This is a genomic window from Polaromonas sp. P1_F1 (assembly GCF_056405795.1).
In genome coordinates this window covers 16335-41929 of sequence record NZ_JBFUBJ010000005.1, presented here as the reverse complement: position 1 = coordinate 41929, position 25595 = coordinate 16335, and the positions used below count along the sequence as shown (strand labels likewise).

Genomic DNA, 25595 nt, shown 5'->3' with positions numbered 1-25595 from the left:
TAAAAAATATTCCGTAACCCCGCTTTACACAAACACTCCCGCGGCTTTGCTGCGCCGACACGTCGCCGGAACACCATGAAGACTCTTCCATCCAAAGGAGTCGATCATGAAATCAAAAGCCATTGTGTGTGCCATTGCCGCAGCGTCGCTGGGCTTTGCCTCGCTCTCGTTTGCGCAAGGCTACGACGGGCGCGGCCAGCGCGGTGAGTCGCCTCGTGTTGAACAGCGCGGGTCTGTCGGTCCCGGTTACAGTCGCGACGATGGTCCCGGCTATGGTCCCGGTCATGGTCGCGCAGACGCCCGTGCAGACGATCGCGGCGGGCGCGGTTTTGACCATCGTGACGACCGCCGTTACGCCCGCAATGACCGCCACTTCGATGGACACGGCCCGCAGTTCTACCGCGGCGGCCGCATCCCGAATGAGTACCGCGGCCGTCAGTATGTGGTGAATGACTGGCGCGGGCATCGCCTCCATGCGCCGCCGCGCGGCCAGCAGTGGGTGCAGGTGGGTGCTGACTATGCGCTCATCGCCATTGCCACCGGTGTGATCGCGCAGCTGGTGCTGAACTGAGCTTTCGGTACGGCGCCGGGAAATACATACCCGGCGCCTTCCTGAAGTCCATGGCGAAAAGAAACCCCCTTGTGTGGTGCTGCCGTCAGGCTGCAATCGCAGCGGGGGCTTTGTGCATCAGGCGGCTGCGAATGTCAGTGAGCGCCAGAACCTGCGCACCCTGCGCATCAAAATTACCCGGCGAAAGCCAGCTGTCGAAGGCCTTCTTCAGTAGCGGCCATTCACCGTCGATGGTGGAAAACCAGGCGGTGTCGCGCGTTCTGTTCTTGTAGACGAGGAGCTGCCGGAAAACGCCTTCGAAGCTGAAACCGAGCCTGGCGGCCGCGCTGCGCGACGGCGCGTTGAGGCTGTCGCATTTCCACTCGTAGCGGCGGTAGCCGAGTGTTTCGAAGACCAGCTTCATCAGCAGGTACTGGGCCTCGGTGGAAGCGCGGCTGCGCTGCAGCAGTGGCGAGAAGATCACGTGCCCGACCTCGATGACACCGTTGGCGGTGTCCACGCGCATCAGCGACAGCGTCCCGACCGCGCGCTGGGTGCCGGCGTCCATGACCGTGTAATGCAAAGGGTCGGCGCTGGCCGCGTTGCGCTCGAGGTAGGCGTCGAAATCGCTGCGCGCGGTAAACGGCTCGGGGGCGAGGTAGGTCCAGGCCCGGCCATCGGGCGCGGCGGCGTAGGCGGCGAACAGGTCGTCGCCATGGCGCCTGGCGTCCAGCGGTTCGAGGCGGCAATACCGGCCTTCGAGTGTGATGCGCGGCGGCCTTTGCCTTTCCGTCCAGCCCAGCATGGCTTCGCCAATGGGTTGCCCGTAGGTGTTTGTGCGTGTGGTCATTGATGCTCCTGTGAGTTTGAGTCACTAGGTTAAGATCTTCGTGGCACTTCATAAAGTGCCATGAATTCGTTATTTTGTGGTGCCACGACCTTCGACAGAACTTCTCGCCATTCAACAACCCTTGCGTGATGCCCTCCAACCAGTCCGCTAACAAGTCCGCTCCAAAGCATTCCACCCCGCAGGGTTTCCTGGAAGCCCCGCTGGACAGGTCCGACGCCGAGCCTTTGCAGCGCCAGCTCTACCGCAGGCTCAAAGAGGCCATCCTCAAGGGCCAGCTTGCCGCGGGCAGCCGTTTGCCCGGCTCGCGCGCATTGGCGCAAACCTTGTCGGTCTCACGCAATACCGTGGCGATTGCCTACGAACACCTTGTTTCCGAGGGTTATGTCCGCGCCGACCGGCAGGGAAGCACCGTGGCGGCTTTGCTGCGCCCGGCCACGCAGGAGGCGCAGCCTGAGGCCACCGCGCCATCCCGTGTGGCACTGCGCCTGTCCCACATTCGCTCGGGCCCCGCACGCCTCGACTCCAGCACCGCCTTGCGGCCCGGTGTGCCGGCCCTTTCCCAGTTTCCGCTGGCCGTCTGGCGCAGCATGCTGGACCGCGCAGTGCGCGAGGCCTTGCCGGCGGCGCTGCATTACGGCGACCCTTTCGGTCAGGCCGAACTGCGCACCGCCATTGCGCGCCATCTGGCGATCACACGCGGTGTGCATTGCGAACCGGCGCAGGTCATCATGACGGAAGGCGCGCAGGAGGCGCTCATGCTGTGCGTGCGCCTGCTGACCAACCCGGGCGACACGGCTTGGGTGGAAGACCCGGGTTACCGCGGCGCCAAGGCCGCCATGCATGCGGGTGACCTGCGCATCGTGCCCAAACGCATGGACGGCGAGGGCCTGCACGCCGGCGCGGCGGATTGGCGTTCACGCACACCACGGCTGATCTACACGACGCCTTCGCACCAGTATCCGATTGGCGTGGTGATGTCGGTGGCACGCCGCCTGGCCTTGATGTCTGCCGCGCGCAGGCACGGCGCCTGGATCATTGAAGACGACTACGACAGCGAATTCCGCCACGCCGGCGAACCCATAGGCGCCATGCAGGGCCTGGTGGCCGATGCGCCTGTGCTCTACGTCGGCACGTTTTCCAAAACCATGTTCCCCTCGTTGCGCCTGGGTTTCGTGGTCATGCCAAAGCCACTGCTGGCTTCAGCGCAGGACGCCTTGCGCGAGATGCTTCGCGGCGGTCACAGCCATGAGCAGCTTGCCATGGCCGGCTTCATCGAATCCGGGCAGTTTGTGCGGCACCTGGGCCGGATGCGAAGGCTGTACCGTGAGCGCCAGCATGCCCTGCGGGAAGCACTGACACGGCACCTGCGCGTTCCGCACGTCATTGAAGGCGGGCAGGGCGGCCTGCACCTGGCTGTCCGCCTGCCGCGGGATTTTGCGGACGCTCGCATTGCGGAAGCTGCCCGGCGGTACGGGATGGCGCCCATGCCGCTTTCCTCGTTTGCCATGGCGCCGGCGCCTGAAGACAACGGCCTTGTGCTGGGCTACGGGAACACCGCGACGGAGCTGCTGGACCCTCTCGTCAAACGCCTGTCGCAGCTGGTGCTGGCGGCAGGAGGCTGAGCCCGGCGCACAATGGCACCATGAAAACACCCAAGAGGCTGCAGTCGCTGCTCGAAGAAGGCCTGATCGATACCGTGGTACGGCAACTGATGAGCGGCAAGGAGGCCATGGTGTACGTGGTGCGCTGCGGCGACGAAACACGCTGCGCCAAGGTCTACAAGGACGCCACCGAGCGCAGCTTTCGCCAGGCGGTGGACTACACCGAAAACCGCAAGGTCAAGAACACCCGGCAGGCGCGCGCCATGGCCAAGGGCACGCGTTTCGGCCGGCAGGCCACCGAGGCGGCCTGGCAAAGCGCCGAGGTCGATGCGCTGTACCGGCTGGCTGCTGCCGGTGTGCGTGTACCCAAGCCGCACAACTTTTGCGATGGCGTGCTGCTGATGGAGCTGGTGACCGACGAGCACGGTGATGCCGCACCGCGCCTGAACGACGTGGAGTTCACGCCCGAAGATGCCCGCCAGCACCACGCCACGCTGCTCACGGAAGTGGTGCGCATGCTGTGCGCGGGCGTCGTGCACGGCGACTTGTCGGAATTCAATATCCTGCTCGGTGTGACGGACGGCCAGCCCGGCCCGGTCATCATCGACCTGCCGCAGGCGGTGGACGCTGCCGGCAACAACCACGCGGGCCGCATGCTGCTGCGCGACGTGGCCAACCTGCGCGGCTTCTTCGGCCGCTTTGCGCCGGAGCTGCTGCAAACCGACTACGGCAGCGAGATCTGGGACCTGTACCAGCGCGGCGTGCTGCAGCCCGAGACGGTGCTGACGGGCCGCTTTGCCCACAAGACCGGGCCGGTCAACCTCGGCGCCGTGATGGGTGAGATCGACGATGCGCGTGCTGAAGAGTCAGCGCGGCGGCTGCGCATGCAACAAGCCCGTTAGGTGCGTCTTTTCGCGAGGCGCTAGTGCGCCGGCGCAGTGGCAGCGCGCTTGCCGCCCAGCGTCACGCGTGCCGTGACATACGCCAGCAAGGCGCATCCGGCGATGCCGGCCACCATGGGGCGGGCGCTGCCGTCTACAAACACGCCCACCACCGCCATCACCACCGCGCCGGTGACAAACTGCAAGGTGCCCATGAGGGCCGAGGCCGTGCCGGCTATGGCGCCGTGTTCTTCCAGTGCCAGTACGGCGGTGGTTGGAACCACCAAGCCCAGAAATCCATAGCCCACCAGCATCAGCGCGATCATCACGTCCAGCCTTTCGATGCCCACCAGGTTCAGCACCAGCAGCAGGGCCATCACGGCGGCATAACCCGTCACGGCCACTTTCACGATGGGCACAAGCCCGAAACGCGCAGCCAGCTTGCCGGTGAACTGCGAAACCCCGATGAAGGAGGCTGCGTTGACTGCAAAGGCGATGCTGTACTGGCGCGGTGTCAGGCCGTAGTGGTTGATCAGCACAAAGGACGAGTTGGCAAGGTAGGCAAAAAAGCTCGAGATGCCGAAGGCGCCGATGAACACCAGGCCCATGAAATGGCGGTCGCGCAGCAGCACGCCGTAGGCGGTCAATGCGCTGCCAAAGCTGCTGTCCACTCGCTGCTCGGCAGGCCGCGTTTCCGGCAGGGTCATCGCAACCAGCGCCAGCCCTGCGGCGGCGGCTACGGTGACAGCCCAAAAAACGCTGCGCCAGCCGAAGGCTTCAATGAGGAAGCTGCCGGCCAGCGGCGCCAGGATGGGCGAGACGCTGAAGACCAGCATCAGCAGGGACATCAGCCGCGCGGCGTCATGGCCAGTATGCAGGTCCCGCACCACCGCCCGTGGCACCACCATGCCGGCGCAGGCGCCCAGGCCCTGGATGAAGCGCAGCACCACCAGCGTCTGGATGTCAGGCGCCAGTGCGCAGCCGATGCTGCCCGCGGCAAACAGCAGCAGCCCGAAGTACAGCGGCGGCTTGCGGCCCACCATGTCGGAGACCGGGCCGTAGATGATTTGCCCAATGCCGAGGGAGATGAAAAACGCCATCAGGCTGGCTTGCACCGCGCCCATGGAGGCGCCCAGGCTGTGCCCGATGGAAGGCAGCGCGGGAAGGTACATGTCGATGGCGAAAGGGCCGATGGCGGACAGCAAACCCAGCACCAGGGCTGCCCGGAAGAAACTTTTTGTCATGAATGAAATGAAGTCAAGCCGCTTTGTGTATCAGTAACAAGGTGGAAGGCCTTGCACCCAAACGGCACTGTTAAAACCGCCATTGAAAACGCACCAGGGCGGGGCGCAATGACGGTAAGAAATTATCTGCGGCTATTGTCGCTGACCTCGCTGTCTCTTGCTTGCACTGCGCCGGTAACCTGTCAGGCCTGACAGGGGCCGAAATGTAAGCGGGACACTGTGTTGATTCAAACTGTAATGAAGCCGCAATACGGGGTTTAACCTGAGGTCTTTGGACGAACAGGAGCGCACCCCGATGCATAGACGTGAATTTTCACAGGCCGCCGTGGCGGCGGGCGCGTTGGCCGCCTTTGGGCCTTTCATGACGGCCCGGCTTGCCCAGGCCGCAGCGCCTCTTGCTGCGGCCGGCTCGCCAGCGATGGGGACCAATCTTTCCGGCATGGAATGGGCAAAAACCGGCTTGCGGCGCAACACGAGTTCTGCAACCAACATCCATTTCACCGTGCCGCGCAAGGCCGACGTGGATTATCTCGCCGCCTGCGGCTTCACCAAAAACAGGCTGCCCATTCAATGGGAGCTGCTGCAGCCCATGCTGCATGACACAGTGGCCAACGCTGCGGCCAAAGCGGCGATCGGCAATCCGGGTGTCTTTCATGCTGCGTATGAAGCCTATATCACCGGTGTGCTGGACGCCCATGCGGCGGCGGGTATGAAGTGCATCATCGACAACCATAACTACGGGCGCTACCAGGATTTCAAATTTCAGGCCGACGGATCCGTACTCGGCCTGACGGTGCCGTCCGACCCGCTGCTGCGGCCCTACACCACCGATGCAAGCCAGGTGCAGGTGAGGATTTTTTCGCTGACCGCAGGCGCCACGCTCAAGCAGTCCCAGTTTGCGGATTTCTGGGCGCGTGCCGCCACGAAGTGGAAGAGCCACCCCGGCTTCGGCGGCTATGGCCTCATGAACGAACCGCACGACCTGCCCAAGCCGGGTGGCCTTATCGCCTCGGATGAAGAAACCGTGAAGGGTGGTGAAGACCTGGCGATCATGGCGGCGTATTCGCAGGCTGCCATCAATGCGATCCGGGCCATAGACCCCATCAACCCCATTTATGTGGGCGGCAACCAGTACAGCGCGGCCATATCGCTGGGCACCAAGAACCCGGGCTTCCCGGTCACAGGCGCCAACCTCGTGTATGAAGTCCACGTCTACCTTGATGCCTTCGGCAACGGTGCCTCTTTCGATTACGACACGGAAGTCGCCAAGAACTACAGCGCGGGTTTTGGTGTCGGCCCTATCAAGGCTTCCACGGGCATGGACCGCCTGAAGATTGCGGCCGACTGGGTACAGGCCCGGGGCGCGAAGCTGGCGCTCACCGAGATCGGCATGCCGATTGACGACACGCGGTGGCAAACCATGTTTGCCCAGGCCGTCAACTATGCGCGCCAGGTCAACTGCGAGGTCTATAGCTGGATGGGCGGCAACCACTGGCCCATCCACAACTACGCCATCAACCATGTGCCGGGCTGGCACCAGAACCGCACGCTCGAGCCGCTGGTCTCGGGGCCGATGAAGGCTGCGGTGGGTATTGTGCAGGCCACCGTGTACGACGACGGTCCTGGCTATTCACCCGCCGGCGCGCCGCTGACGTTCACGGTTTATGCCCGCGGCAATCTGGCACAACCCGTGACGTTGACCGTGGCCTCCAACAACGGAGGCACGCTGAGCAAGTCCAGCCTTGTCATTCCTGCGGGGGCCAACGGCCAGGACACCTTTACCTTCACGCCGGCAGCCAATCGGGTGGCTACGCTGACCTATACCAGCGGCGGCCAGCTGTCGGGCCAGGTGCCGCCGCCGCGCAAGGTGTTCTCGCTGACCGATCCGGTGGCCTACGCTGCTACCAGCCTGGCCGATGCCGCGCTGGCCATCATCGCGAAATACAACGCCTGCAAATGGGACATGACCCACGGCTACACCGACTACCTGCTGGGTGCGCCCGCCGCGGCCGGGCAGGCGGTGCGCGCGGTGTCGGATTCGGGTTACGGCTCCAGCCCCGGCAATGCCATGGAGATGATCAACTGGATCAACAGGGACGGCCCCAACATGGGCACGATGGCGCCGCCGGTGATGCGCGTCAACGCTGGCGGCAAAAAGTATTCGGACCACAGTGTTTACGACACGGCGGGCTTCTGGTGCAAAAAATCAGTGCCAATGGCCGGCATCCAGCCCAATCCGAAAAACCGCGTGCCCTACAACATTGAAGATCCCCATTTCGCCCTTGCCGCGGTCAGTGTTCCGGGGGCAATCAATACCGGCGTGGTTTTCCAGGCCTCAAAGACCGAGACGCTCTACACCTCGGACCTGGGTTTCACCAACAGCCAGCCGTATGCCAAATGGGTGGACTCGGCGGGGCAGACCGTGCAGCTGACCAGCGCCACGAAACTCCCAGCGGGTGTGCCTGCCGTGATGGCGCTCACCTCTGCACCCGGTGCGCAGAGGCTGCGTATCAATTCGGTGCAGGCGGGCACCGCCAGTGCCACGCTGGCGCCGGGTGTGTGCAGCCAGATGCTGATCGGCTGGGGTTATCTCAGCTACTATCCGCGCGGCAGTTTCAGGGGACACATTTACGCCGTCATCGCGGGCAAAGGCGCCCCCACCGTGCCCGAGCTGGCCGTGCTGGAAAAATACCTGGCCTCCGTGGCCGGCGTCACGCTGCCATAGGCCGGCGGCGAAGTGCTGGCGCTATTCGACCTTGGCACCCGAGGCCTTCACGACCTCGGCCATGCGCTTGTAGTCCACTGCCAGCAGCTTGGCAAAGTCGGCGTTGCTCAGGGCCAGGGGCTCGATGCCCTGCTTGTCCAGGCGCTCAAGGATGACGGGGTCCTTGAGCAGTTTCGCGATGGCCGCGTTGACACGGTTGACGTCGGCTGCGGGTGTGCCGGCAGGGCCCAGCAGGCCAAACCACGAGTCAAACTGGTAGCCCGGCAAGCCGCTTTCGGCGATGGTGGGGACTTCGGGCAGGTATCTGGAACGCTTGGGTGAGGTCACGCCGATCAACCGGATGCGGCTGTCCTTGGCGAAAGCCAGCGCACCAATGCTGGCGGCAATCACGGCCTGTGCACGGCCCGAGATCACTTCATTGATGGCTTCGCCCGTGGCTTTGAGCGGCACATGCACCACGTCGATGCCGGCCAGGCCGTTGAAATACGCCATGGAAAGATGCGTGGCGCTGCCAACGCCTGCCGTCGCGTAGTTCATCTTGCCCGGGTTGGCCTTGGCGTAGCGGATGTATTCGGCCGCGGTTTTGGCGGGCACCTCGGGGTGGATCATCAGCACGTAGTCGGCCGTGCCGATATGCGCCATGGGCGTAAAGTCTTTTTGCGGGTCGTAGGCGAGTTTGGTGTAGAGCGTACCGGCGATGTTGTGGCTGGCGGCCGCCAGCACCATCGCACCGCTGTCGGGCGGGGACTTGGCGACATAACCCGTGCCCACGGTGCCGCCCGCGCCGGGACGGTTTTCCACAATCACGGTTTGGCCCAGTGCAAGGCCGAGCTCGGTGGAGATGGACCGGGCCAGGATGTCCTGCACGCCGCCCGGTGCAAAAGGCACCACGATGCGCGCGATTTTGGGGTTGGCCTGCGCCAGTGCGCTGCCTGCGGTCAGTGCCAGGCTGGTGCCCAGGAAATCTCTGCGTTGCATCATGTGTTCTTTCGGGTGAGGTAGGGGTGCAGTGGTCAGTTCAGGACGGGCTCACGACGGATTTATGCAGAGCTCGTCGGCCAGGCGGCGCATGAAGCGCTCGCACCAGGCCAGTTGCTCCAGCGTGACCCATTCGTTCGGCTGGTGTGCCTGCGCGATATGGCCGGGGCCGCACACGATGGTCGGCACACCGGCCTGGTGGAACAACGCAGCTTCCGTGCCAAAGGAAACCTTGCCGGCGCCCGAGTTGGCATCTACATCCGCGCACCTGAAGCACAACTGGGCGATTTCGCTGTCGGCTTCCGTCGCAAAACCGGGCAGCACCGAATTGAGTTTGTGGGTGATGCCGGTGTCAGCCGCCACCGCCTGCATGGCCGGCACCAGGCTGTCGGCAAAAGCTCTGGCTTCGTTGAACAGTGCATCGGGCGAATTCATGTGATGGTGGCGGATCTCCCAGGTCACATCGCAGTCGCGCGGGATGATGTTGAGCGCGGTGCCGCCGGCAATCACCCCGGTGTGGATGGTGGTATGCGGCACGTCGTAGATCGGGTCAAACGGGCCTTCCTTGACCAGTCGCCTGTGCATGGTCTTGAGGTGGGCCACAAATTCGCAGGCGATCTCCACCGCGTTCACGCCCAGCGGCGTGAGCGATGAATGCGCTTCAAAACCGCGCACCGACGTCTTGTAGGCATGCTTGCCCTTGTGCGCAATCACCACCTGCATGCCGGTGGGTTCGCCCACAATGCAGCCCGCAGGCTTGTAACCCTGCTCCACCATGTCGGCAATCAGGCGGCGCACGCCGATGCAGCCGACTTCCTCGTCATAGCTGAAGGCCAGGTGAACCGGGCGCTTGAGTTTGCGCTTGAGCAGTTCGGGCACCATCATGAGCGCGGTGGCGCCATAGCTTTTCATGTCGGTCACGCCGCGGCCGTAGAGCTTGCCGCCAATAATTTGCGCTGCGAACGGGTCGGTGTCCCAGGGCTGGCCGTCCACCGGCACCACGTCGGTATGGCCCGACAGCACGATGCCGCCCACCTTGGTTTCGCCGTTTTCGGCAGGCAGGGTGGCCCACAGGTTGGCTTTCTTGCCGCTGTCGTCATAAGTGCGCCGGCATTCAATGCCCAGTGCCTCAAGCCGTGCCTGCGTCCAGTCAAGAAGGGGCAGGTTGCTGTCGCGCGAGACGGAGGCAAAGGACACCCATTTTTCTATCAGCGGCAGGGCGGCGAGGTCGGCGGCCTGCACGGACTGGCGGGTGGCGGCGGGGAGAGGGGCGTTCATGGTGGGGCCTTTTGGGGAGGGCGGAAATTGGTATGACAGCATACTATTTTGCGAAGGCCTTCGCCGTCCTCAAAGGCCATTGGCGGGCTGCGCGCATTCCGGCCGCAATCCGGCGAGAATGCAGGGCGCCGCGTGCAGGGCGCGGCAGGCTATCTCCATTCCTTTACCGAAAGCATTTCATGACCAGCAGCATCTACACCACGTCCATCCCCGTTTTCAAGCAGATGCTGGGTGGCCTCAAGGGCGTCCTGGCCAAGGCCGAAGCCCACGCTTCCGCCAAAAACATCGACCCGAATGCCTTGCTGCAGGCCCGTCTTTTCCCTGACATGTTCCCCTTGCTGCGTCAGGTGCAAGTGGCCAGCGATTTCGCCAAGAGCGTGTCGGCCCGGCTGGCCGGTGTGGAAGTGCCGAAGATCGAAGACAAGGAAACGACGTTTGCCGAACTGCAGGCGCGTATTGACACCATCCTTGCCTTCGTTGAAGGCCTGGACGTGGCGAAATTTGATGAGGCCGCCACGCGGGAGATCGTCACGCAAGCCGGCACGCCCAAGGAAAAGCGTTTTACCGGCCAGTCCTATTTGCTGAATTACGGCCTGCCGCATTTCTTTTTTCACACCACCACGGCATACGCCATCCTCCGCCACAACGGCGTGGAAGTCGGCAAAAAAGATTACATCGGCTCGTATTGAGCCTGTCGCCGGCACCCGGGATGGGTGCCTGCTGCCTGGCCCTGGTGGCGCCTGGTGGTGCGCCTAGTGCGCCGGGCTTTGTGCCAGCGCGGGCGCTCCGGGCGCAGCCGGTTCCACGGGCGCGCGTGGCGCATAGCCGCTGCGCGGCCGGGTGGGGCTTTGCATCCAGATGGTGGGGTCGGGCATTTCCTGATGGGGGCAGCTGTCGCCGCCGTCAAGCTGCCATGAAATGCCGTGGAGCCAGTCACTGGCGCGCGGCTCAAAACGCATGATGTCCGCCATCAATACTTTCTGGAAAGCCGCCGCGTAGGTCAGCAGGCGCAGGTCCCACTGCTTCATGATGATGCGCAGGTACATGCCTTCGCCGCGTGTGGGGTTGGCGGTCAGCAACATCTGGCAGTCCAGCCAGTTCGACGGAATGCCCGCCCGCCGGGCGGTGTCCCGCAACAGCACCTGAATGAGCTGCTGCCGCACGCCAATGGTGGAGTGTTCGTCGCCGGGGACAGAGACTTCCGATTCGGGGTGGGTGGCGCTTGAGGCCGTTTTTGGCTGGCTTTTCAGTCCAAAGAGCTGTTGAAGTTTCATAAGGTGCCCGCATCGCGTTGTGGCGCCAGCTGTCTGACAAGAGGTATTTTTGCGCTCTGTCTTTGGCTAACACCGCGTGTTACAAAGTGTTAACAATGTCGACGACTGGCGTCCGCAAGTCAAGCCGAGGGCTCTTTAAAAGCGGAATTTTTTCATGAAAACGCGGCCAAAATGATGTGCTTCGTGAGTATTCAACGTGGACGCTACAGGCGAGAACTGGCCGTGGTTGGGATTTTTACTCGAAGACGCTGGCAGCGCCGGGAAGCCTGCACTGGATTTGCACCTGGCAAACGTCAATTCCTGCTAAATGTTTCTTGATGTAACAGATTGATGATTTTGGCCAGCGAAGAAAGGTGTTGGCATGACGCGAATCCAGCATGGCGCGATGCCCGCGCAACTGGACTTCAGTGACGCGAAAGCGGGGGCCCGCATCGGGCCCATCTGGCATGCGCCCCGGCCTGCGCGAACATTGGGCAAACGTTGAGGGGGTTGCTGCTGTTCTTACGGGAAAAGAGCCCGCAGGCCAGACAGGGCGAGCGCAAGCAGCTATTAAATCGATAGCGATGCAGCTGCCTTGCGCAGGTGCTTGTGGTTTAGCGGCACGCGGTTGAACAGATGCGCGCGTTACTTTCCACCATTTCCGCCACCGTTGCCTCCGCCATTACCACCGCCGTGGCCGCCTCCATTGCCTCCACCCTGGCCGCCATTGCCGTTGCTGCCGCTTTTACCGGACTCTTTTCCGGCGCCCAGGCCTTTGCTGGAGGCGTGAGCCGTGGCGACATTGCTGGCATGAACGGCATGGACGCTGTCATTGGCTTTCTTGCCACTTTTGGAGGTATGCGAAGCGCTCACGACGGCGCCCAGTTTCACGCCCATGCTGTTGGCAATCTGGCCCCAGCCAATGCCGTCGGCCTTCTGGGACAGCAAGCCGCCCAGTGTGGCCGAGAGCTGTGAAGGCGTAGGGCTGGTGATGCCTTGTTTGGCCAGCGAAGTCTTGGCCAGCGCAAGGGCAATATTGATGTTGCCGTAACCCATTTTTCCGGTGGCCGGCGAAAGGCTTGCGGCTGGCGCGGTGGCGTTGGGTCCGGTCGGGCTGGGGCTCAGCGAGATCGGTGTGCCCGTGCGCAGCCCCTCAACCAGTGACTCGGCGTTTTGGGGTGAGCCGGCAAATGCGCTGTAGCGGCTCGCCAGCCTTGCGCCTTCCGGATTCCCGGCCGTGGTGCTCACACCGGCGTCTGTTGTTTGTGCGGCAATGACAAGACCGCCGGCCAGAAACATGGCAGTGGCCATTGCGGCGATGGTGATGGTTTTTTTGATCAGCATGGGGTGCCTCGCTTTCTGAATCAACCTGAAGCAGGCCGGACCGCGACATGCGGTGCGGCTTTTTTTATCTTAAAGGCCGTGCGGCACTGCTCGGCCGTCTTCCGGCGCCGTCCTACGGCCAGGTCCGCCAAAAATGAAGCCGCAGCGCTAGGCGCGCACAAAATAGATGAATGTGGTGCCCGGAAAAATATGCCGGTAGACAGGCCGGGCAATGACCCGCGCCAGATTTTTGGGCTGAAGCAGGCCCGAGGCGCTGTTGTACAGCCGATAGAGTTTGGGGCGCAGCGGTTTCAGGCCAAACTCTTTTCCGAAGGCGACGAGCGATTCATGGCTGAACGCGTTGATGTGTTCGAGCGGGGCAATGGGCATCTGGTCGTCGGGCGACAGCGCGCCGAAATCTTTCCCCTGGCTGATTTTTTTCAGCGCGGCAGCCGCGTTGGGAACGCTGATCTTGATGACCCCGTCTCCTGACAGGGCATCGCGCAGTTTCTCGAGCACCAGCCTGGGTTCCGTCAGGTGTTCAAAGACCTGCTCCGTATTGATGAACCTGAACCTCCTGGCCGGCAGGTCGGCCAGGCCGACAACCCGCAGCCCTACGGATTTGCCGTGGCGGGCGCGTTCTTCGGAAAGCTCCACACCCCATACATTGCAGCCAAATCCCATGGCCATCTTCGACCAGTGCGCCCAGCCGAAGCCGAAGTCAAGCGCGTCCAGTTCCCCCGGCGGGAGCCCGAAGTATTGAATGATGAACTGGACCTGCTCGGCCAGGTAGCGGTATTCGTCCAGGCTGTAATTTCTGTGCTCGCGGTCCAGCTCGGTGCCGGGAACCCAGTCGTTGTAGATCTCGCCCAGCAAGGGGTCGTCGGGCACCTGTTGCTGAAAGACCAGGCTGCAACTGTTGCAGCGTGCCAGCGCATAAACGCCCGCGTCGGCAGTCCTTGACGCGTGGCCTTCATAGTGCCTTGCAAGATAGGCCTGAACGCCCGCGCCGGCGTACGGTTCCTCGTAAACCACCGAGAGGGAAGCCGACAGGCAACCGGGACACCGCGTCCTGATTTTCAGGGCTGATTCACGCGGCTGCGTGGCACCCTGACGCTGCTGTGCATGGCGTGGCGCCTGCAGATTTTCCCTGAGCGACGGCGAAGCCGGATCCCCCGGCAGGCGCGGGAATTCAAGTGAGGTGGCGGGCATGTTCATGGGTTGAGTCCGGAATGCCGCAAACGCAGCAGCACCAAACACCTTAGCCGCCAGCGTGCAGGAGCGGGTAACCCTCTGTAAACCACGTATCGGTGCTCTTTGCCGCATACGCGCCCGGTTGGCGTGGCGTTTCAATGCGTGCTACGGCAATGATGTCTGTTCCCGGGCCGGCTCCCGCCTCTGGGAAAACCGTTAGCAGCAGGCGCCGCAGACTGGCGCACTACGCCATGCGGCCCTTGTTTTCGACCACCACGCACCCGGTGATGCGCCACGCTTTGTTGCTTTGCCGTTCGAGGCTGTAAACCGCCAGCCACGAAACACCGCTGGCATCGGCCATTTGCACCCGCTGGATCACCTGGTCGTTCTTGCCGTCGGGTTTCAGAAAGGCGACCGATGCAGGGCGGTACACCACCGGGTAATCGCGGCGCACCATCGCCATGAACCCCTGGGGTGTTCCGACGGCCTTCTGCACATTGGGGGCCGCAAAAGAAAACGCCTTGGCTGCGTCATCCTTTGCGAAGGCCGCCAACTGGGCCTGCACCACGGTGCGCACCGTCTTCTCGTCAGCCGCGGTAAAGGGCGCTGCACTTGCCGGCACTGCCGTGCATACCAGCAACAGCGCCGCGCTGCCGGCAGCGAGCAGGCCGGCCATGCAGTTCAGCACACGGTTCAAACGGATCAGGCGGGCAGTCATAAAGCTAATCTTTCCTGGATTCGATGGCCACAGTTGCTAAAGATGTTGACGGTGTTGAAGGTACGCAAGTGGCGCGCCAACGGATGCCTCCCCTCAAATCAGCCGGCCGTGCGCCAGCACCACGACGCCGCCGCTGACAAGCATCTCACCGGCTGCATTGGCCTCTACCGTGATGCGGCTGGGGCGCCCGGCAAAACGCCCCTGCTTGAGCGTGATGACTTCGTCCACCTTCGCCGCGCCGTGGCGCAGCAGGTAGGCGCCTGCCGGCCCGGCGGCGCTTCCGGTGGCAATGTCTTCCACCAGCCCGGCGTTGTCCCAGGTGCGACCTTCGCGCGCCGACACGTCCAGCACATAGGCGAATTTGGCGCCCACGGTGGCCAGCAGCGCCTCAAAGTCAGGGTGCACAATTTTTGCGCGCTCCAGGCCGCCGACCACGGGCACCAGCAGATAGGGCAGGCCGGTAGACACCACCTGCAGCGGAAAACGCACGTCCAGCTGCGCCGGGCCCAGCCCGAATGCCGCGAGAAATGGCAGGCTGTCAGCGTGACTGAGGGCAGCCTCGAAGCGGGCCACGCCCTGGTTCATGCTGGCGTCGTAAGTGCCCGGTGCGCCTTTTTTGCGTGTGGTGCTGATGGCAACTGCCCGTGTGCCGAGCATCAGCGTCCAGCCGGCAGAAGGGTGATGCCCCGCATGCAGGTGATGCAGCAAACCTGCTGCGCCCAGCAGGGGGTGGCCGGCGAAGTCAAGCTCTTCTTCCATCGTGAAAATGCGTGCTTCGAAGCGGTTCCCGGGACCGTCAGGCGTGAGGAAAATGCTCTCGAACTGCCGCATCTCGATGGTCAGGCGCTGCATCTGGCGCGCCGGCAAGGGGCTTTCAGGCAGGAACACCGAAAGGCCGTTGCCGGCCAGCGCTTCGTGGGTGAACACGTCCACCTGGTAGTACTGCAGCCCCGACAAGGGCGGCATGGTTGTCATCGCTGTCATGTGGCAATTCTCCTGCGGGGAATTATCGCGGTGCAGGTCATTGCGGCGGCATCCCGGCGTGCGGACTGCCGTTTCTCTTTTCTGTTTGGGCGACCAGCGGCCTTGCACCGCGGGATCGCCTGTGCGGTTTAAATCCCGAGCAGCTTCTTCGCGCTGCCCAGCGCTTTCATGGAGTCGTCGTGCTTGCCTTCCTTGTGAAACTTTTCGCCATCGGCGCGAAGCTCTTTCACTTTGGTCATGTCGGCGGGCGAGAGCTTGGGGTTGGTGGAGAGCTTGGCGTCAATCGCCTTCATCTCGTTGGGGCAGTTATGGGCAAACGCCAGGGACGAAGTGGCCAGGGCGACGGCGGCAATGATGAGCTTCATGTGATCTCCAACCTGCGTCAGAAAATGCTGACGCCAGATGCTAGCAAAGCCTCTGCTGTGGCACAAGCCGCAGTGACACTAGCTTGTCTGGCCGATTTGCAGCTTGGTGGCGTCGATGAATTGGTATTCCGGGATGTCCAGGTTGGTCGGCGCCGGTACGTTCTTCACCACGCGGCCGGCAAGATCAAACCGGGAGCCGTGGCAGGGGCAAAAAAATCCACCGGGCGCATGAAGCTCGGCATTCAGCGCGCTGTCGTCCAGGCGCAGGGTCGGTGAGCAGCCCAGGTGTGTGCACACCCCCACCGCCACCAGGATTTCGGGGCGCTCGGAGCGGGTCGCGTTGGCGCACGATTTCGGTTGTTCGGATCGCCTGGACTGCGGGTCCGCCAATGCCGGATTGGGCTGCTGCAGCGCGCGCACCATCTCCTCGCTGCGGCGCATCAACCAGACCGGTTTTCCGCGCCAGGCGACAGTGCGCAGCTCGCCTGTCGCCAGTGCGGAAATATCGACAAGCACCGGGCCGCCCTGGGCGCGCGCCACTTCAGAGGGTGCAAGGCTGGCGGCGAAGGGGTAGGCCGCAGCCAGCAGGCCGGCGCCGGCAGCGATGCCGGTTGCTGCCGCCAGCAGGCGTCGCCGCTCGGCGTCCGGCAGGGTCCCGTCGTCTATCGCGTGGATCAGTTCGGTGACGTTATGCATGATTTGACTTGAAAAATTCGATGAAGGCAGGCAGTCCCGGTGTGCTTACGGCCCGGTTTTATCGGCGCCCGCGCCCCAGAGGAACACCTCTCTGGAGGGTTTGCCTGCCTTCAAGTCCACCTTCCTGCGCTGGGTCTGGCCGGCGAGCGTCGCCTCCACGGCATAACTGCCCGGTGCCAGCCGGGCCAGCAGGAAGGGGCCTTCCGACGTGGCCTGAAGCACTTCATTTCCCCGGGCATCGAGCACCCGCACCTTCACGTCGGCCGCGAAGTCGGCACGCTGCTTGTCCTTGATGGCAAATTCGAGTGTCAGCGGCCACTGCCCGCTGGCATTGCGGATCGCTGCGGATTCGTCGGCGCCGATGCCGCCGCTCAGGTATTCAACCGGGCCGCTGGTGCGCACCGGCGGCAAGGGGGCGCTTGCCTGGGCCAGCGCGCCACCCGCCATCAGCGCACCGAGGACGGCCGAGGCGGCCTTGTGGGTCAGGGTTTTCATTTCAGCATGCTCCTTCTGCAACGATGGGCAGCAAATCGGCGCAGTGTGCTGCCTGACACTGTGTTCATGCGGCCTGCCGATCTGCGCGAAGGCCTGGCCAGCTGCCTTGTCATCACACCGTAGCAGGCTTTGTGCGCCAGGTGTTCAGCGCTGCCGGAAACCATTGTTCGCGGGTCAGCTTAGGCCGGTCTTAAAATCCCGGCTGGTGTGCCTTGCAGCTTCAAGCCCGCGGCATTCAATCGTCATCTGCTTCCTCAACCACCTGGACCCGTCACCCCATGCCCCTCGAAGTCATTGAAGCCCAGACGGGCGACAAGCCCGTCGCCACCGTTCTCATCATGCACGGCCTCGGGGCCGACGGCCGGGACTTCCTGCCGATTGCCGAACAGATGGACCTGTCCAGCGTGGGAGATGTGCGTTTCCTGTTTCCGAGTGCGCCCAGCATTCCGGTCACCATCAACGGCGGCTACGTCATGCCGGCCTGGTACGACCTGCTGGGCGCCGACCTGGTGAGCCGGCAGGATGAGGCCGGGTTGCGCAAGTCGCAGGGCGACATCGAGGCATTGATCGCCCGGGAAAAGTCGCGCGGCATCCCTGCCAGCCGCATCGTGGTGGCGGGCTTTTCGCAGGGCTGTGCCATGGCGCTCATGACGGGCCTGCGCCACGGGGAACGGCTGGCCGGCATTGCGGGCCTGTCGGGTTACCTGCCGCTGGCCGACAAAACAGCCGCCGAGCGCAGCGCCGCCAACCAGGATGTACCCATTTTTCTGGCGCATGGCACGCGCGACGGTGTGGTGGTGCTGCCGCGCGCCACCGCCACGCGCGATGCGCTCAGCGCCATGGGCTACACGGTCGAGTGGCACGAGTACATGATGGAACACTCGGTGTGCCCGCAGGAAATCACCGACCTGGAGCAGTGGTTGCGCCGGGTTCTGGCCTGACGGGATTTTAAGTAAAACTGGCTGTAGCCCTTACAAAACGGGCGCAAGCAGCTATTAAAAGAATAGCGATCCGGGCAAGACCAGGACGTTGTTCAGGCCGCCGCTGTTTTCGTCACGGCCGTCCGCGCCATCCGCCGCACGCGCCACAGCAGGAAAAACGCGATGCTGAAGTTCAGCAGGTTCCACGCGATGCCGTTGAGGAATGCGGCGTGGTAGGAACCGGTGAGGTCAAACACCTTGCCTGACATCCAGCCGCCCAGCGCCATGCCCAGCAAGGATGCCATGATCACCGTGCCCACGCGCGCGCCGGCCTCGGCGGGCTCGAAGTATTCGCGCACGATGATGGCGTAAGCCGGTACGAGGCCGCCCTGGAACAGGCCGAACAGCGCGGCGATGACGTAAAGCGATACCAGTCCGTCAAAGGGCAAAAACAGCAGCAGCGCGATGCCTTGCAGCACCGAGCCCAGCATCAGCGTGCGCAGCCCGCCGATACGGTCGCAGATCGCGCCCGACACCAAGCGGCTCACCACACCGCAGGCCAGCATGAGCGACAGCATTTCAGCGCCGCGCGCCGCGCCGTAGCCCAGGTCGGTGCAGTACGACACGATGTGCACTTGCGGCATGGCCATGGCCACGCAGCAGGCCACGCTGGCCACGCACAGCAGCATTTGCGCCGAGCCCGGCGTCAGGCCGAAAGGCATGCTGCTGGTGGTGGCGGCGATACCGCTGTTGCCTACCGCGGACGCCACGGCCACCGGCGGGCGCTTGCGCATCAGCAGGGCCAGCGCCGTCATGGTGACGAAGCTGAAAAGGCCGAGCCACAGATAGGTCTGGCGCCAGCCCACGGCCTCGACAAAATGCTGAACGATGGGCGGCCAGATCGCGCCGCCCAGGTAGTTGCCACTGGCGCACACCGCCACGGCAAAACCGCGGCGCCGTACAAACCAGAGCGAGGTGTCGGCCAGCAGCGGCGCAAAGGTGGCGGCAGAGCCGAGAAAGCCGATCAGCAGGCCGTGGGCCAGCGAGAACATCCAAATGTTGCCGGCCATGGCGGCCAGGGCAAAACCCAGGCCCAGTCCCACTGCGCCAACCAGCAAGGGAACCATGACGCCAAAGCGGTCGGCCAGCCGCCCCATCAGAACGCCGCCAACACCGAAGCCGATCATGAGCGCGGTATACGGCAGGGAGGCATCGGCCCGCGTCACGCTGAATTCAGCCTGCACTGCGGGCAGCACCACGGCCACCACATACATGCCGCAGGCGCCGACGGTCATCAGCGCCAGCGTGACCATGAGCCGCATCACGGCGTAGCGTGAGTCGATGAGGAGGGAGGAGTCTTGCGCGGCGGTTGCGGGGCTTGGGGGCGTGACGGGAGGGCTCATCAGGCAAGCGTACACCAGCAGCTGCCCCGCTGCGCTGTTGATGGCCCGGCCGGAGCTGGCGCGTTACAGCGGGGAAGGGCGCGTGGCTTCGTAACCGACGGCGGAATTGCTGTCGCTTGGCTGGCCCAGTTCCTGGTCGCGGATGCGGAAAAGGCGTTCCAGGTCTTTCATGGCGTCTGCGTCAGCTGCGGAGACCGGGGCCGGCCGTGCCACCGGTGCTGCGGGCTGGGCCGGCAGGCTGGCGGCTACAACGGGGGCGGCTGGTACGGGCGCTGCAGAGGCTGTTGCCGCCGCGGGAAGAGGGGCCAGGGAAGTCAGGGGCGCGCTGCGTGGCGGGCGAACCGATGCGCCGGCAGGCGGCCGGACGGGATCGGCCCAATATGACTTGTCGGGCATGGTCGGGTTGGGGCAGGTCTCCGCCACTTCCAGTTGCCAGGAAATGCCGTGCAGCCATTGGGCCGCCCCGGGTTCAAAGCGCGTGATTTCTTCCATCAGGGCGTTCTGGAAGGCGAAAGCGTACTTCATCAGACGGTCGTCCCAATGCCGCACAACGAGGCGTACATACATGCCAGGGCCGCGGCTGCGGCTGGACACCAGCAGCATCTGGCAATCGATCCAGGGCAAGGGAATACCGTATTTACGCATGGCATCGCGCAGCAACACCTGCACCAGGTGGCGGCGCGTGGCGTTGTCCGAGCCGTCCTCGATGGTGAGCGGGTTGTCCCGGCTGGACGTGCCCGTGCGTTTGGGCGACGCTGCGGGGGTTGAACCGCCGAAAAGGCTGGCTAGCAGTTTTTTCATTTTTTGATCAAGCTCTACGCTGCCTCAGGCTAAAAGACCGCAAAACCGTTTAGTTTGGCGGAAATTGAAGGGTAAAACAGCCGTGTTACGGAATGTTTTTTATCGTCGTCCAGCTTGTCTGACAAGTCAAGGGAGTTCTGCACCCTGGCGCTCCGGCGTCGCTCGCTTTCCACATCCCGGGCGCCAAACTGTGGATTTCTGCCCGGAAAATGCGGTGTATGGCTTAAATCCGGCCGGCCTGCACGGGCCCCGAGCCAGACCCCACCCGGGCTGTGCTGGCAAGCCCGGATGCGCCAGCGCAAAGCGCCGTGCTGTGATAACTTCCACGCCAATTCAAGATTCTGGGGGAATGACGATATGACCAAGTTGCAGGCGCCTGCGGGCGCGCTACAGGACCGCCTGAAAGCGCTCACCCCGGCCCGGCTCAAGGGCATGCGCCGCGGTGTCGAGAAGGAAAGCCTGCGCGCCAAACCCGGCGGCGGCTTGGCCCTCACGCCGCATCCCGCGGCCCTGGGCTCGGCCCTCACGCATCCGGGCATCACCACGGACTTCAGCGAATCGCAGGTTGAGCTGGTCACCGGCGCCCACCCCAGCCCTGAAGCCACGCTTCAGGAACTGACGGAGCTGCACCAGTTCACCTACCGCACCATGAAAGATCTGGGCGACGAAATGCTCTGGGTGTCCAGCATGCCTTGCGGCCTGCCGACCGACGAAACCATTCCCATCGCCCGCTTCGGTTCGTCCAATGTCGGGCGCGCCAAGAGCGTTTACCGCATGGGCCTGTCGCACCGTTACGGCCGGCGCATGCAAACCATTTCGGGCATTCACTACAACTGGTCCCTGCCCGGGGTGAGCAGCAAGGAATACTTCGCGCTGATCCGCAACTTCCGCCGCCAGGCGTTTTTGCTGCTGTACCTGTTTGGCGCCTCGCCCGCGGTGTGTTCCACGTTTGTGGAAGGGCGCCAGCACGAGCTGCAAACCCTGAGCGACAGCACCATGTACATGCCTTACGGCACTTCGCTGCGCATGGGCCGCCTGGGCTACCAGAGCGACGCGCAGGCATCGCTTGCCGTGAGCTACAACAGCCTCGACGGCTACGGCGCTTCGCTGCAGGACGCGCTGACCCGGCCCTACCCGGCCTATGAGGCAGTGGGCATCCGCAACCCCGGCGGCGACTACAACCAGCTGGCCACCACGCTGCTGCAGATTGAAAACGAGTTCTACGGCACCATTCGCCCCAAGCGCGTGATCTTTCCCGGCGAACGGCCGCTGCATGCGCTGCGCGAGCGCGGCGTCGAATACATCGAAGTGCGGCTGATGGACCTGGACCCTTTCGAGTCCGTCGGCATCAATGCGCAGACCATGCGTTTCCTCGATGTGTTCCTGCTGCACTGCCTGCTCAGCGACAGCCCGAACGACACGCCCCAGGAAATCGCCGAGCTCAAGCATAACCAGCACCAGACGGCGGCGCGCGGGCGAGAGCCCGGCCTGAAACTCAAGCGAGGCGGCCATGAGATCACGCTGACGGCCTGGGGTGCGGAGGTGGTGGGCCAATGCGCGCCTATCGCGGCGGCGCTCGACGCCACGCATGGCGGCTCGCAATACAGCGACGCCCTGACATTGGCCAGCGCCGCTTTGCTGGACCCCTCCACCTTGCCTTCGGCCCGTGTGCTGGCCGCCATGGCCGACCGCCATGAGAACTCCTTCATCCGGTTCACACGCGCGCAGTCTGAAAAGACGCAAGGCATCCTGCAGGCGCAGCCGTTGTCGGCCGGCCAGCTGGCACACTTCGCCGCACTGACCGAGGCCTCCGTCCAGGAACAAAAGAAGATTGAAGCCGCGGACACCATGCCGTTTGAGCAGTACCGTCAGCAGTACGTTTCGGCTGAGCGCCTGGGCATGCCGGGGCGCGAATCTGAGCACACCCCTGTTGGGGCTCACTTCGTGTAGCCCCCTCTCCCCTTGAGAAATAGGTTCACCCCTATCGGCACTCACTTCGTGTAGTGCCTTTTCCCCTTGCAGGGGACGGCGCCTGCGGCTTGGCGAAGCCAGTTCCGCGGCCCCTGCTGGTGAACAGGGACACCCCTATCGAAACTCACGGGGTGCTATCAATTCAGTAGCTGGTGGCGCAAGTTGGTATTGGGCTAGAGCCCGATTTGGTATTTAAAAATCGCTTCTTCGGCGTCTTCACGCCAGTACGTCACGGCCGCGTACCAGCCTTCCCACACGCAGCCGTTGCAGCCGCGCCCGCAGCAGGTGGTGGGCTTTGGGGGAGGTGGCCGCAAGCGGATGCCCGCAGCAGCGGCGCGCTCCTGCAGGGTGCTGAAGATCGCCATGGCGGCGCTGTGGTCAGCAGGGCTTTCGGGCATGGGCCTGGTGTGGGTGCCGTGTCAGGGTTTGGCGGAAGCCGCCATGCGCCGGCGGGCGTACAGGCCGATGAATGCGCAGCCCAGTACCAGGGCAAACCAGCCCACCAGGGCCGATTTGGCGACGATGCCCTGCATGCCCGGTGAGGTGATGAAGTAGGGCGACACCACCACACCCAGGCCGATCAGCACACACAGGATGCCTTTGATCATCAGTTCGTTATTGGCCTTGAGGGCGGAAGCGGCCAGGCGGCGGGCCGGGATCACGGGTTTTTTGTCGGGGGCTGCGGGCAGGGGCATGAGGGGCTCGATAGGGGAGGTCGGAGATGGATGGGAAGGGCTTCGGGGCGGCTTGGAGCGGCCCCGATGAGCCTGGGCGCATTACGGCTGGTCGCAGCCGCTACATCTGTCTATGCCCCGATTGTCCTTCATTGGGCCGCAAGCAGGTGAGGCAGGCCCGGAATGTCCCCCGTACCGGCTTGGCGGCGGGGCCGCCCGCTGCGGCGACAATTGGGGAATTGAGCCGGGTCTTCCCGCCCCGGTTCCATCTGAACCCGAACACCCTAAGAAAGATCCCGATGGCCATCCAGTGGTTTCCCGGTCACATGCACCTGACCAAAAAAGCCATCAGTGAGCGCATCAAGGAAATTGATGTCGTCATTGAACTGCTTGATGCGCGCCTGCCCGGCTCCAGCGCCAACCCCATGCTGGCCGAGCTCACCAGCGCCAAACCGGCGCTCAAGGTGCTCAACAAGCGCGACCTGGCCGACGCCACCCGCACGCCGCTCTGGCTGGATCACTACAACAGCCTGCCCGCCACCCGCGCGATTGAGCTGGACGCCAGCGAGACCACGCCTGCGCGCCGCCTCATTGATGCCTGCCACGCGCTGGCGCCCACTCGCGGCACCATGGTCAAGCCGATGCGGGTGCTGATTTGCGGCATTCCCAACGTCGGCAAGTCCACCCTCATCAATACCCTCACCGGCAAGCGCGCCACCAAAACCGGTGACGAAGCGGGCATCACCAAGGTCGAGCAGCGCCTGGTGCTGGCCGACGGGTTTTATTTATGGGACACGCCCGGCATGCTCTGGCCGCGCATCATCGTGGCCAAAAGCGGCTATAACCTGGCCGCCAGCGGCGCCATTGGCCGCAATGCCTTTAACGAGGAAGAGGTCGCGCTCGAGTTGCTGGATTACCTGATCAAGCACTACCCGGCCTTGCTGGAGGCGCGCTACAAGGTCGAAGTCACGCCAGGCATTACCGACGAGCAACTGCTCGAAGAAATTGGCCGCAAGCGCGGCGCGGTGCTCTCCAAGGGCCGGGTCAACCTGCAAAAGGCCGCCGAGATCGTGATCTATGAATTCCGGGCGGGAACGCTGGGCCGTGTGACCCTGGAAACGCCTGACGAGTTTGCCGAATGGGCGGCCGCCGGCCGGCTGCTCGACGCCGAGCGCCAGGTGAAAAAAGACAAGATCGAAACCAACCGGTTGATCAAGTTCAAGAAGATTCCGCGGCCGGATAAATCCGGCAGGTCCGGATTCGAAGAATCCTGAGACCGGCCACCGCGCGCGGGATCAGTTGGGGCCTGTTTTGCAGGTCCGTATGCCAAGCAGCGTATACGCCGGGCACCAGCCCAACAACCCTGTCAGCAGGGGCACGAGTCCCAGCAGCGCCCACCAGCGCCAGGCGGGGTCCACCACAAAATACAGGCTGAGGATGACGAGTCCCGCCACGATGCGCACCGCACGGTCGGCGGTGCCTGCGTTTTTGTTCATGATGAGCTCCTTTGGTAAAGTGGTTTCTAGTGCAGTACCAGCACCGGTTTTTTGCTGTGGGACAGCACCTTCTGGGTTTCACTGCCCAGGAGAAAGCCGGTGATTCCCTTGCGGCCGTGCGAGGCCATCACGATGAGGTCGCAAGCTTTGCCGTCTGCCATCCGGACGATGGTTTCGTAGGGGTGGTCGCCTGCGACGCAAACGGTTTCGCAAGGCACGCCCGCCTTGTCGGCGGCGTCTTTCAGCGCAGACAGGAATGCCTCTGCCTGCGCCTGGCATTCCCTCATGAATTGGTCCCGTGTGTCTTCCAGCATCTGGACCCGATAGGTCAGCAGGTGAAACTCCTGCATCACATGCAAACCCGTGATCCTGGCCTGGGCTTCCCTGGCGAAAGTCACTGCCTGTGCAATTGCCCGATCCGAAGCGGGCGAGCCGTCGGTCGGTAGAAGAATATGTTTGAACATGGCAAATCTCCTTGTCATCCTGGGCGGCTCATCGCCGGTGCGGCAAACCTTGAGCAGGGCGGTTCCACTTTAGGTCGCTGCCGCCAAACGGCTTTGATGCAGGTCAAGTCATCGCCTCAATCGGGGAGGGGACGGGGCGGATTGCCTGCCACGGTTCGTGATGTGACGCCGCGCGGTGCGGCGATGTCGGTTTCAAAATCCACCGAATGCAGGAGAAGTTACGGGCAGCCTCAGTGTCACTCAGCGACAGGAAACAATAGAGTCTGTCGGATGAGGGGAGTTAGTGACCCCAGAACGCATCTTCCTGCTCAGGATCGCTTGAGAACAGCCTGGCTTCGACGATCCTGCCTTCTTCGATGCGCAGCAAGTCGATGCCATGCTGAGATAGCCGCAAGCCGTCGCGCTGTCCCTCGAACTCAAGCTCCACGGTGACCCATGCGCCATTCCCCATGAAGCGATGCGCGCGGGTGATCGCAAATGTTCCCTTGGACACTTCCATCATCTTGCCGATCATCGTTCCAACGGCTTGCACGCTCCTGTGCGTGCCGGAGAAGCGATTGCGCCCGGGCTGGTGCCACACGATGTCCGGTGCCAGGAGGACGCCTAGCGCGGCTTGATCGCCGGATTGAACGGCTTGAATGTACTTTTGTGCAATTTCGATTGGAGTAGTCATCTGTTTCTCTGCTGGTTGAAATAAGTGATGGCCCTGCATTGGTTCAGGTGTCATCAGG

26 protein-coding genes and 1 pseudogene are annotated in these 25595 nt (G+C 63.4%); 8 read left to right on the top strand and 19 right to left on the bottom strand.

Annotation, left to right across the window (positions count from 1 at the left end; all coding sequences use genetic code 11):
- The first annotated feature begins 106 nt into the window (after positions 1–106).
- Positions 107–571 (top strand): RcnB family protein, encoded by a 465-nt coding sequence (locus AC1DZE_RS14620; protein WP_477674210.1) that lies wholly within the window; start codon positions 107–109, stop codon positions 569–571.
- Positions 572–698: 127 nt separating this feature from the next.
- Here the strand turns inward: AC1DZE_RS14620 and AC1DZE_RS14615 are convergent.
- Positions 699–1400, bottom strand: a pseudogene (locus AC1DZE_RS14615) (GNAT family N-acetyltransferase); the annotation flags it as partial.
- Between the two features lie 128 nt (positions 1401–1528).
- Here AC1DZE_RS14615 and pdxR point away from each other — a divergent pair.
- Positions 1529–3022, top strand: a complete 1494-nt coding sequence (gene pdxR / locus AC1DZE_RS14610; RefSeq protein ID WP_477700231.1) for a MocR-like pyridoxine biosynthesis transcription factor PdxR — start codon at positions 1529–1531, stop codon at positions 3020–3022.
- Between the two features lie 20 nt (positions 3023–3042).
- The gene (locus tag AC1DZE_RS14605; protein ID WP_457279183.1) at positions 3043–3903 is read left to right on the top strand and encodes a PA4780 family RIO1-like protein kinase; all 861 of its coding nucleotides are present in this window, start codon (positions 3043–3045) and stop codon (positions 3901–3903) included.
- A 20-nt stretch (positions 3904–3923) separates the two neighbouring features.
- On the opposite strand, the gene AC1DZE_RS14600 is transcribed toward AC1DZE_RS14605, so the two are convergent.
- A complete protein-coding gene (locus tag AC1DZE_RS14600) occupies positions 3924–5126 on the bottom strand; it encodes a multidrug effflux MFS transporter (protein WP_477700230.1) in 1203 nt (400 codons plus the stop codon).
- Between the two features lie 295 nt (positions 5127–5421).
- On the opposite strand from AC1DZE_RS14600, the gene AC1DZE_RS14595 reads away from it, so the two are divergent.
- Entirely contained in the window at positions 5422–7851 is a 2430-nt protein-coding gene (locus AC1DZE_RS14595) for a cellulase family glycosylhydrolase (RefSeq protein WP_477700229.1), read from the top strand.
- 21 nt (positions 7852–7872) lie between these two features.
- Here the strand turns inward: AC1DZE_RS14595 and AC1DZE_RS14590 are convergent, their stop codons facing one another.
- Both AC1DZE_RS14590 and argE read right to left on the bottom strand, forming a co-directional pair.
- Positions 7873–8832 carry a tripartite tricarboxylate transporter substrate binding protein gene (locus AC1DZE_RS14590; RefSeq protein ID WP_457279180.1) on the bottom strand — a complete coding sequence of 320 codons (960 nt, stop codon included), beginning with the start codon at positions 8830–8832 and terminating at the stop codon, positions 7873–7875.
- A 48-nt stretch (positions 8833–8880) separates the two neighbouring features.
- The gene (argE, locus tag AC1DZE_RS14585) at positions 8881–10107 is read right to left on the bottom strand and encodes an acetylornithine deacetylase (protein WP_477673374.1); all 1227 of its coding nucleotides are present in this window, start codon (positions 10105–10107) and stop codon (positions 8881–8883) included.
- A gap of 179 nt (positions 10108–10286) precedes the next feature.
- Here argE and AC1DZE_RS14580 point away from each other — a divergent pair, with 179 nt between their 5' ends.
- The gene (locus AC1DZE_RS14580; RefSeq protein WP_477648880.1) at positions 10287–10796 is read left to right on the top strand and encodes a DUF1993 domain-containing protein; all 510 of its coding nucleotides are present in this window, start codon (positions 10287–10289) and stop codon (positions 10794–10796) included.
- Positions 10797–10859: 63 nt separating this feature from the next.
- Here AC1DZE_RS14580 and AC1DZE_RS14575 read toward each other — a convergent pair whose 3' ends face one another.
- The 8 genes from AC1DZE_RS14575 to AC1DZE_RS14540 form a co-directional block, all read right to left on the bottom strand.
- Positions 10860–11381, bottom strand: a complete 522-nt coding sequence (locus AC1DZE_RS14575; RefSeq protein WP_457279177.1) for a hypothetical protein — start codon at positions 11379–11381, stop codon at positions 10860–10862.
- 624 nt (positions 11382–12005) lie between these two features.
- On the bottom strand, positions 12006–12704 hold the full coding sequence (locus AC1DZE_RS14570) for a hypothetical protein (protein ID WP_477700228.1): 699 nt from the start codon (positions 12702–12704) through the stop codon (positions 12006–12008).
- Between the two features lie 147 nt (positions 12705–12851).
- Positions 12852–13901, bottom strand: a complete 1050-nt coding sequence (locus AC1DZE_RS14565) for a class I SAM-dependent methyltransferase (RefSeq protein ID WP_477671498.1) — start codon at positions 13899–13901, stop codon at positions 12852–12854.
- A gap of 220 nt (positions 13902–14121) precedes the next feature.
- Positions 14122–14595 (bottom strand): DUF4864 domain-containing protein, encoded by a 474-nt coding sequence (locus AC1DZE_RS14560; RefSeq protein WP_477671499.1) that lies wholly within the window; start codon positions 14593–14595, stop codon positions 14122–14124.
- A 93-nt stretch (positions 14596–14688) separates the two neighbouring features.
- Entirely contained in the window at positions 14689–15579 is an 891-nt protein-coding gene (locus tag AC1DZE_RS14555; protein ID WP_477700227.1) for a PhzF family phenazine biosynthesis protein, read from the bottom strand.
- 128 nt (positions 15580–15707) lie between these two features.
- Positions 15708–15944 (bottom strand): hypothetical protein, encoded by a 237-nt coding sequence (locus tag AC1DZE_RS14550; RefSeq protein WP_477671501.1) that lies wholly within the window; start codon positions 15942–15944, stop codon positions 15708–15710.
- A 78-nt stretch (positions 15945–16022) separates the two neighbouring features.
- Positions 16023–16640 carry a ubiquinol-cytochrome c reductase iron-sulfur subunit gene (gene petA / locus AC1DZE_RS14545; RefSeq protein WP_477673657.1) on the bottom strand — a complete coding sequence of 206 codons (618 nt, stop codon included), beginning with the start codon at positions 16638–16640 and terminating at the stop codon, positions 16023–16025.
- Between the two features lie 45 nt (positions 16641–16685).
- Positions 16686–17135, bottom strand: coding sequence for a carboxypeptidase-like regulatory domain-containing protein (locus tag AC1DZE_RS14540; protein WP_477673658.1), 450 nt, complete (start codon positions 17133–17135; stop codon positions 16686–16688).
- A gap of 278 nt (positions 17136–17413) precedes the next feature.
- On the opposite strand from AC1DZE_RS14540, the gene AC1DZE_RS14535 reads away from it, so the two are divergent.
- A complete protein-coding gene (locus AC1DZE_RS14535) occupies positions 17414–18076 on the top strand; it encodes an alpha/beta hydrolase (protein WP_477673659.1) in 663 nt (220 codons plus the stop codon).
- A 92-nt stretch (positions 18077–18168) separates the two neighbouring features.
- Here the strand turns inward: AC1DZE_RS14535 and AC1DZE_RS14530 are convergent, their stop codons facing one another.
- Positions 18169–19458 (bottom strand): MFS transporter, encoded by a 1290-nt coding sequence (locus AC1DZE_RS14530; protein ID WP_477671505.1) that lies wholly within the window; start codon positions 19456–19458, stop codon positions 18169–18171.
- A 63-nt stretch (positions 19459–19521) separates the two neighbouring features.
- Positions 19522–20259, bottom strand: coding sequence for a hypothetical protein (locus AC1DZE_RS14525; RefSeq protein WP_477700226.1), 738 nt, complete (start codon positions 20257–20259; stop codon positions 19522–19524).
- 357 nt (positions 20260–20616) lie between these two features.
- Here AC1DZE_RS14525 and gshA point away from each other — a divergent pair, with 357 nt between their 5' ends.
- Positions 20617–22209, top strand: a complete 1593-nt coding sequence (gene gshA / locus AC1DZE_RS14520) for a glutamate--cysteine ligase (protein ID WP_477671507.1) — start codon at positions 20617–20619, stop codon at positions 22207–22209.
- A 194-nt stretch (positions 22210–22403) separates the two neighbouring features.
- On the opposite strand, the gene AC1DZE_RS14515 is transcribed toward gshA, so the two are convergent.
- Both AC1DZE_RS14515 and AC1DZE_RS14510 read right to left on the bottom strand, forming a co-directional pair.
- Positions 22404–22628 (bottom strand): oxidoreductase-like domain-containing protein, encoded by a 225-nt coding sequence (locus AC1DZE_RS14515; RefSeq protein WP_477672848.1) that lies wholly within the window; start codon positions 22626–22628, stop codon positions 22404–22406.
- Between the two features lie 21 nt (positions 22629–22649).
- Complete coding sequence (locus AC1DZE_RS14510) at positions 22650–22925, bottom strand: hypothetical protein (protein WP_477671509.1); 276 nt, start codon at positions 22923–22925, stop codon at positions 22650–22652.
- A gap of 278 nt (positions 22926–23203) precedes the next feature.
- Here AC1DZE_RS14510 and ylqF point away from each other — a divergent pair, with 278 nt between their 5' ends.
- A complete protein-coding gene (ylqF, locus tag AC1DZE_RS14505) occupies positions 23204–24178 on the top strand; it encodes a ribosome biogenesis GTPase YlqF (protein WP_477672849.1) in 975 nt (324 codons plus the stop codon).
- A 21-nt stretch (positions 24179–24199) separates the two neighbouring features.
- Here ylqF and AC1DZE_RS14500 read toward each other — a convergent pair whose 3' ends face one another.
- The 3 genes from AC1DZE_RS14500 to AC1DZE_RS14490 all read right to left on the bottom strand — a co-directional run bounded on the left by AC1DZE_RS14500 (position 24200) and on the right by AC1DZE_RS14490 (position 25591).
- Positions 24200–24400: a YgaP family membrane protein gene (locus AC1DZE_RS14500; RefSeq protein ID WP_477672850.1), complete on the bottom strand. Its 201-nt coding sequence runs from the start codon at positions 24398–24400 to the stop codon at positions 24200–24202.
- A 26-nt stretch (positions 24401–24426) separates the two neighbouring features.
- Entirely contained in the window at positions 24427–24864 is a 438-nt protein-coding gene (locus AC1DZE_RS14495; protein WP_477671512.1) for a universal stress protein, read from the bottom strand.
- A gap of 280 nt (positions 24865–25144) precedes the next feature.
- Complete coding sequence (locus AC1DZE_RS14490; protein WP_477700225.1) at positions 25145–25591, bottom strand: nuclear transport factor 2 family protein; 447 nt, start codon at positions 25589–25591, stop codon at positions 25145–25147.
- Positions 25592–25595: the final 4 nt, after the last annotated feature.